Source organism: Allofournierella sp., from assembly GCF_048388525.1.
Taxonomy (GTDB): Bacteria; Bacillota; Clostridia; order Oscillospirales; family Ruminococcaceae; genus BQOK01.
The window spans coordinates 1-6,287 of record NZ_DBGCTQ010000127.1 but is presented as its reverse complement, the minus strand read 5'-3'; the positions used below and the strand labels follow the sequence as shown (position 1 = coordinate 6,287).

The 6,287-nt window shown below is 58.7% G+C and carries 6 protein-coding genes; 3 read left to right on the top strand and 3 right to left on the bottom strand.

The features are described from left to right. Positions 1 to 1,589: CotH kinase family protein (locus ACMLHZ_RS15370; RefSeq protein WP_418668542.1), on the bottom strand; the 1,589-nt coding region annotated here is incomplete at its 3' end. A gap of 250 nt (positions 1,590 to 1,839) precedes the next feature. On the opposite strand from ACMLHZ_RS15370, the gene ACMLHZ_RS15365 reads away from it, so the two are divergent. Continuing rightward, a complete protein-coding gene (locus tag ACMLHZ_RS15365; RefSeq protein ID WP_418668541.1) occupies positions 1,840 to 2,607 on the top strand; it encodes a sulfite exporter TauE/SafE family protein in 768 nt (255 codons plus the stop codon). Between the two features lie 53 nt (positions 2,608 to 2,660). On the opposite strand, the gene ACMLHZ_RS15360 is transcribed toward ACMLHZ_RS15365, so the two are convergent. Continuing rightward, on the bottom strand, positions 2,661 to 2,882 hold the full coding sequence (locus tag ACMLHZ_RS15360; protein ID WP_177565173.1) for a hypothetical protein: 222 nt from the start codon (positions 2,880 to 2,882) through the stop codon (positions 2,661 to 2,663). Positions 2,883 to 3,252: 370 nt separating this feature from the next. Here ACMLHZ_RS15360 and ACMLHZ_RS15355 point away from each other — a divergent pair, with 370 nt between their 5' ends. Next, positions 3,253 to 4,524: an HlyC/CorC family transporter gene (locus ACMLHZ_RS15355; protein ID WP_418668540.1), complete on the top strand. Its 1,272-nt coding sequence runs from the start codon at positions 3,253 to 3,255 to the stop codon at positions 4,522 to 4,524. A gap of 12 nt (positions 4,525 to 4,536) precedes the next feature. Next, the gene (gene asnA, locus ACMLHZ_RS15350) at positions 4,537 to 5,544 is read left to right on the top strand and encodes an aspartate--ammonia ligase (protein ID WP_418668539.1); all 1,008 of its coding nucleotides are present in this window, start codon (positions 4,537 to 4,539) and stop codon (positions 5,542 to 5,544) included. A gap of 211 nt (positions 5,545 to 5,755) precedes the next feature. On the opposite strand, the gene ACMLHZ_RS15345 is transcribed toward asnA, so the two are convergent. Further along, on the bottom strand, positions 5,756 to 6,287 hold a 532-nt coding region (locus ACMLHZ_RS15345), incomplete at its 5' end, for a hypothetical protein (protein ID WP_418668538.1).

Below are 6,287 nucleotides of genomic sequence, written 5' to 3'. Positions count from 1 at the left end.
GCCAGCCGGTCCTCCAGCAGCTCCAGGGTTTCATTTACTTCCAGCGTGCGGAAGTGCGGGGCGTTGGGGTAGGTGGCGTCCTTGCCCCAAAGGGCAAAGTCCCGGCGCATCGCGCCGGTGCTCTCCAGCGTGTTCGTTGCCTCCTGTAAAAGCGCCGCCATGTTCTCCACCGTGAACACGGTCTGCCGCAACTCAGCCCACCGTTCTGCGATCAGGCTTTGCGCCCGCGCCGGGTCGGCCTCATACAGGGCGTCCAGCTCCATATCCGGGATCACGGTCTTTGCCAGATCCAGTTCATAGAATTCGTCGTACCGATCCCCCAGCGAATAGTCCAGATCCCACGGGATACGGTAGTACAGGCCGTCGGCGCTGTTCACCAAAAAATATTGGTTGTAGCAAAAATTATCCATGGCGCAGATGTACTGCTTGAACAGCGCCACATCGATCAGGTTCGCCAGGTTTGTGGTCTCTTCCAACCGCTGCCACTCCGGCGGCTGTTCGGGGGTGTAAAACTGCTCCACATACCGCTTCATGGGCTGCCACAGCCCTTCGCTCCAGCTCTTGGGCCAGGCCACCTCCAGCCACATGCCCCATGCAAGGCTCTCGTCGGCCTCCAACTGCTCAAAATCTGCGGTGGTGGGCATGCGCCGGTCCAGCGGCATGGTGCGCCACTTGTAAAGTCTGTCCTTTGCCGAAAGCCCCAGCGAATCCCGGCTGATGGGCCTGCACAGGCCATAAACGCCCATGTACCGGTCGTCCAGATACAGCTCCACATACTCCACCCGCAGCCCTGCGGGGTTATATTCCGTCTGCTGCACCAGCTGCTGCCAAACCTGCCAGGTTACCTTGTCCCGGGCGCGGGTGCAATCGGTAGCGAAATTCATCAGGATCCAGTCCGCATCGTCTCCAAGCCCCAGCAGATCCTCCCGCTTGGGCTTCTTTTTCAGGTCCAGCAAGTTCAGCCGATAGGTCTTTTTGTTGGCCAGCAGGCTTGTGTTTCCCCGCCAGTGCCACTCAAGGCTCCCCTTGGTAAGCTGCCCGCGGGCGTTCCCCTCGGGCCAGAACAGGGTGTAGTCCGAATAATTGTAGGCCAGTTCCAGCTTCGCCATGGTGCCGCTCACAATGTTCGGATCCAGGCGGTACGGCACGCTCTCCTGGGTTTTGACCACCAGCGCCGGCATGCCGGACACATAGGCAAACAGCTCGCACCAGCGGCTGCCGTCGCTCACATACACCGGCAGCAGGGTGCCCTCCCGCATGGCGGAAGTCATGTCGCCCCCCCAATGCTCGGCAGGCAGATAGATATCCCCCCAGCTGGAAAACAGGTTTCCCCGCGTTTCGCCCCCGGCCGGTTGGGGCACGCAATAGGCCCCCTGGGCCGAATCATAGGGCAGCACGGCGCCGTTCCAGTGCAGGATGCAGTCCTCGCCGCTCACCTGCTGGCCGGCCTGCAAAGCCGCCAGCTGCTCCGCGTCTGCCAGCCGGGCCCCCAAAAAGGTGGTGCCCCTCTGGCCAAGGCGCAGGGCAAGCACAAGCGCCAGCACCCCCAGGCTCAGCGCGAAAAGCAGCGCGCGCAACCTTTTTTTCATGCCGCATCTCCCCGCCTTCCGCTCGTTTCGGTTTTCCGCTTTCCGTTGCATTTCGCCGTAATTTGCACAGTTTTTATTGTAGCACACGCCCCCGCCGGTGTAAAGCGGAAAGGGCTGGCAGCCGCGGAAGCGCCTGGTGTGAACATTCTGAAAATTTTGTGCCCGCCCCCTTGAAAAAAAGTGCAAAAAGTCGTTAAATAAGTTTTATGCGCCCCGCGGCGCGAAACCTCTCCGAAAGGAAGTCTTTCCCATGCTCAAAACCCTGCTCGTCTGCCTGTTCGCCGGGCTGGGGGCCGGCCTTGGCACCGGCTTTGCCGGCATGAGCGCCGCTGCCGTCATCAGCCCCATGCTCATCACCTTTTTGGGGCTCCCGGCATACCAGGCCGTGGGCATCGCCCTCGCCTCAGACGTTCTCGCCAGCGCGGTGAGCGCCTGGACCTACGGCAAAAACAAAAATCTGGACGTCAAAAACGGCGTGGTCATGATGGCCAGCGTGCTGGCCTTCACCCTGGTCGGCAGCTATGTTTCCAGCCTGGTGCCCAACACCGCCATGGGCGGCTTTTCCACCTTTATGACCCTGCTTCTTGGCGTTAAATTCATCGTAAAGCCGGTCATGGCCACCAAGGAATCCATGGGTGTGGTGAGCGCCAAAAAGCGCTTCCTCCAGTCCGTGGCGTGCGGGGCGATGGTGGGCTTCATCTGCGGCTTCATCGGCGCCGGCGGCGGCATGATGATGCTGCTCATCCTCACCAGCGTGCTGGGGTACGAGCTCAAGACCGCCGTGGGCACCAGCGTATTCATTATGACCTTTACCGCCTTTACCGGGGCCGTCAGCCACTTTGCCATCGGCGGCGCGCCGGACTGGGGCATTCTGGCCCTGTGTGTTCTGAGCACCCTGCTGTTCGCCCAGCTGGCCGCCAGGTTTGCCAACAAGGCAAGCCCTGTGGTTCTAAACCGGGCCACCGGCGTGGTTCTGGCGGTGCTGGGCGCAGTGATGATCGGCGTGAATTACCTGTAATCCAACAGCAAACGCCCGGAGCCGCAAGGCTCCGGGCGTTCCTTTCCTTCAGCTCACTGGACCAGGGCGTTGTACACCTGTTCCACTTCGGCGGGGTCCTCCCCCATCAGTTGCACGGGGCTGCTGTAGTCCAGGTTCATCAAGCCCAGGATGCTCTTGGCATCCGCAATCGAGCCCTTCAGGTCCTGGATGTTCACCTCGCGCTCGCAGCGCGCGGCGGCGTCCACGATGCTTTTCACCTGCTTGAAGCAGGAAACCTTGATTTCCTTGACCATTTGGCTTTCACTCCCTCTTTATCTGCTTATAAGGCCCGGCCGCCCGCTTTCCCCCGGTGGCCGGTTGCCCGTATTATAGCACAGAATAATCCATTTGTCCCATTGTTTCCCCGCAATTCTCCCAGCTATACAAAACCGCCCTTTCTGAGATTTGGTTTTTGTCGATTTTTACAATTTTAATGGTTTCGCACAATTTTTCAGCAACAAAACTCCATTTTATTCCTTATGAATTATTTGCCAATTCCATGCTTTTCAATCCCTTCCGGCCTACATTTTTATTGCATTGCGGCGCAAGTTCTGCTATATATAAAAGAGAATACCATAAAATATGGTATGGAAATTTTCTTTTAAAATGAAAGGTTGATGATTTTTGGATACCCCTGGCCCTAGTATTTATCTGGCGCTTGTTCTGCTCATTGCCTGCTCGGCGTTTTTTTCCGCCAGCGAAACCGCGATCTCCTCGTTCAATAAAATCCGCATGCGCAACAAGGCCGAGGATGGCGACAAGCGCGCCAAAACCGCGCTGAAGGTAGCCGAGGACTACGACAAAACCCTCTCCACCATCCTGATCGGCAACAACATCGTGAACATGGCCAGCGCCTCGCTGGCCACCGTCATGGCCACCGCGCTTTGGGGCCCCGCCAGCGGCCCGGCCATTGCCACCTTCGGCATGACCGTGCTGGTGCTGATCTTCGGCGAGATCCTGCCCAAGAGCTTTGCCAAAGAGCACGCCGAGGGCTTTTCCATGCAGGTGGCGGGCGTGCTGGCGTTCCTGCGCACCGCATTCAGCCCCGTCGTGTGGTTTTTTGTAAAGCTCAAGCAGCTGCTCACCGGCCGCCGCAGCACCGGCCTGGTGCAGCCCAGCGTCACGGAGGACGAGCTCAAGACCATCATCGACACGGTGGAGGAGGAGGGCGTGCTGGACAGCCAGGAGACCGAGATCATCCAGTCCGCCATTGAATTCGACGATATCACCGTCCAGGAGATCCTCATCCCCCGGGTGGATATGGTTGCGGTGGACGTAAAGGCCCCGGTGGACGAGATCATCGCCACCGCTGTGGAAAACGCCTACACCCGCCTGCCGGTGTACGAGGGCGACATCGACCATATCATTGGTATGCTGCACACCCGCGATCTGTTCGAGTGCTTGGCAAAGGGCCAGGCCATCCAGATCCGTGCCCTCTGCCGCGACATCCCCTTCGTATACCGAACCAAGCACATCAACGATCTGCTGGCTGAATTCCGGCGCCGCAAGCAGCACATGGCCATCGTGACCGACGATTACGGCGGCACCCTCGGCCTCGTCACCATGGAGGACGTGCTGGAAGAGCTGGTGGGTGAGATCTTCGACGAGACCGACGAGGTGGAGGAGCTGCCAGTGCGCCAGCTGGAGGAGCACCTGTTCCGGGTGGCGGGCGAGGTGAACATCGACGACCTGTTCGACGAGCTGGAGATTCGGGTAAAGGGCTTCGACAGCGATTTTTCCAGCGCCGCCGGCTGGGCCCTGGAATGCCTCGAGCACATCCCGGAGCCGGGCGAGAGCTTCGATTTCAAAAACCTGCACGTCACGGTGGAGCAGGTGGAAGACAAGCGCATTTTAAGCCTTCTGGTGCGGGTGCTGCCCGAACCGGAAGATGAATAGGAGACAAGGATCATGAGCGAGACCCGCCTGCCCCAGGGCTACCGGCCCGTGCTGGGCTTATACGACACCCAAAAGGCCATCGGCCTGATCAAGCAGATCTTCGAGGTAAAGCTCTGCGCGGCGCTGCACTTAAAGCGGGTCACCGCGCCCCTTTTCGTGGACCCCGCCATGGGCCTGAACGACGATCTCAGCGGCGTGGAGCGCCCGGTCAGCTTCGAGGTGCCCGCCACCGGCGGCACCGCCCAGGTGGTGCACAGCCTGGCCAAATGGAAGCGGCTGGCCCTGCACCAATACGGCTTCCGCCCCGGCAACGGCCTTGTGACCGACATGAACGCCATCCGCCGCGACGAAGAGCTGGATAACCTGCACTCCATCTATGTGGACCAGTGGGACTGGGAGAAGGTTATCACCCCGGACCAGCGCACCGAGCAATTTTTGCACGGCGTGGTGCAAAACATCGTATATGCCATCAGCGCCACCCTGGACGAGCTGAAATGGCAGTTCCCGCAGCTCTCCACCACCCTGCGGCGCGAGGTCACCTTTGTGACCAGCCAGCAGCTCGAGGACCGCTGGCCCGGCCTGACCCCCAAGCAGCGTGAGAACGCCATCGCCCGCGAGGCGGGCACCGTGTTCATCGGCCAGATCGGCGCGCCCCTCGCCTCCGGCGCCCCCCACGACGGCCGCGCGCCGGACTACGACGATTGGTCGCTCAACGGTGACCTGCTGTTCTGGCACGCGCCGCTGGAATGCGCCATGGAGCTAAGCAGCATGGGCATCCGGGTGGCCCCCGCCGCGCTGGACCGGCAGCTCACCCTCTCCTGCCACGACGAGCGGCGGGCCCTGCCCTTCCACAAAATGCTGCTGGCGGGCCAGCTGCCCCTCACCATCGGCGGCGGCATCGGCCAAAGCCGCCTGTGCATGCTGCTGCTGGGCAAGGTGCACGTGGGTGAGGTGCAGGTGAGCCTGTGGGACGAGGCCACCCGCGCCGCCTGCGCCGCCGCCGGGGTGCCGCTGCTATAAAAAGCGCGCTTTTCTCCCCTGCCGCGGGCGCAAAACTTTCGGCAAAACGCCCTTTGCGCTTCTCCCCTCTCCCTGGTATAATAAAACAAAACAACGAGTAGCTGACGGCGTAAATCCGCTTGCCAGCTGCCCGTTGTTTTATTTTGTCTGTAAGAAGGGCCCTTTTCCTTTTAACGGCAGAGACCACACTATAATAACCCAGATTTCTACTCTACTGATCACTTTCAATTCGGCGCTTTGTTTTATGAAACAGTTTTTTGGAATATTTCCCCCATATATGTGTCCCTGTGTAAAACAGCACATAAACAATCAACTGCAAAAAACCAAAACTCCATAGCACAAGGTTCAATTTCAAATGGAGAAAAGAGTGCGCCTTTGCCAACACAATCCACGATAGAGTTGTTACGAAGGAAAGAACATACAAGCATAACAGCTGTTTACCCAGCGCACTCTTTATAGACCAATATACACATAACACAAAAGATATCGCTATCAGAAGCGGAAATATTTTTCCTGATATCCCCCACAATATATGTTCGTTAAAGGAGACATATTTTTTTATTACCGCGGCAACGCTTGCATTAAGCGAATCGGAGTATCTATCGGCAAAATTTTCAGCTTCGCCCCAGGTTCGTCTTGTAATATCCTGCAAAAATATACTTTTCACTCCTGCTAAAAATGCCCCCCCCCCCCCGTGGAAAGGAAGGTATTTTAAAAGCTGTACTGAACCCCAAAAGCCCCCC

Bases quoted from the DNA above. Each gene is read 5' to 3' on its own strand.
- ACMLHZ_RS15365 (WP_418668541.1), top strand. From the start codon at position 1,840: ATGCTCAAAACCCTGCTCGTCTGCCTGTTCGCCGGGCTGGGGGCCGGC.
- ACMLHZ_RS15360 (WP_177565173.1), bottom strand. From the start codon at position 2,882: ATGGTCAAGGAAATCAAGGTTTCCTGCTTCAAGCAGGTGAAAAGCATC.
- asnA (WP_418668539.1), top strand. From the start codon at position 4,537: ATGAGCGAGACCCGCCTGCCCCAGGGCTACCGGCCCGTGCTGGGCTTA.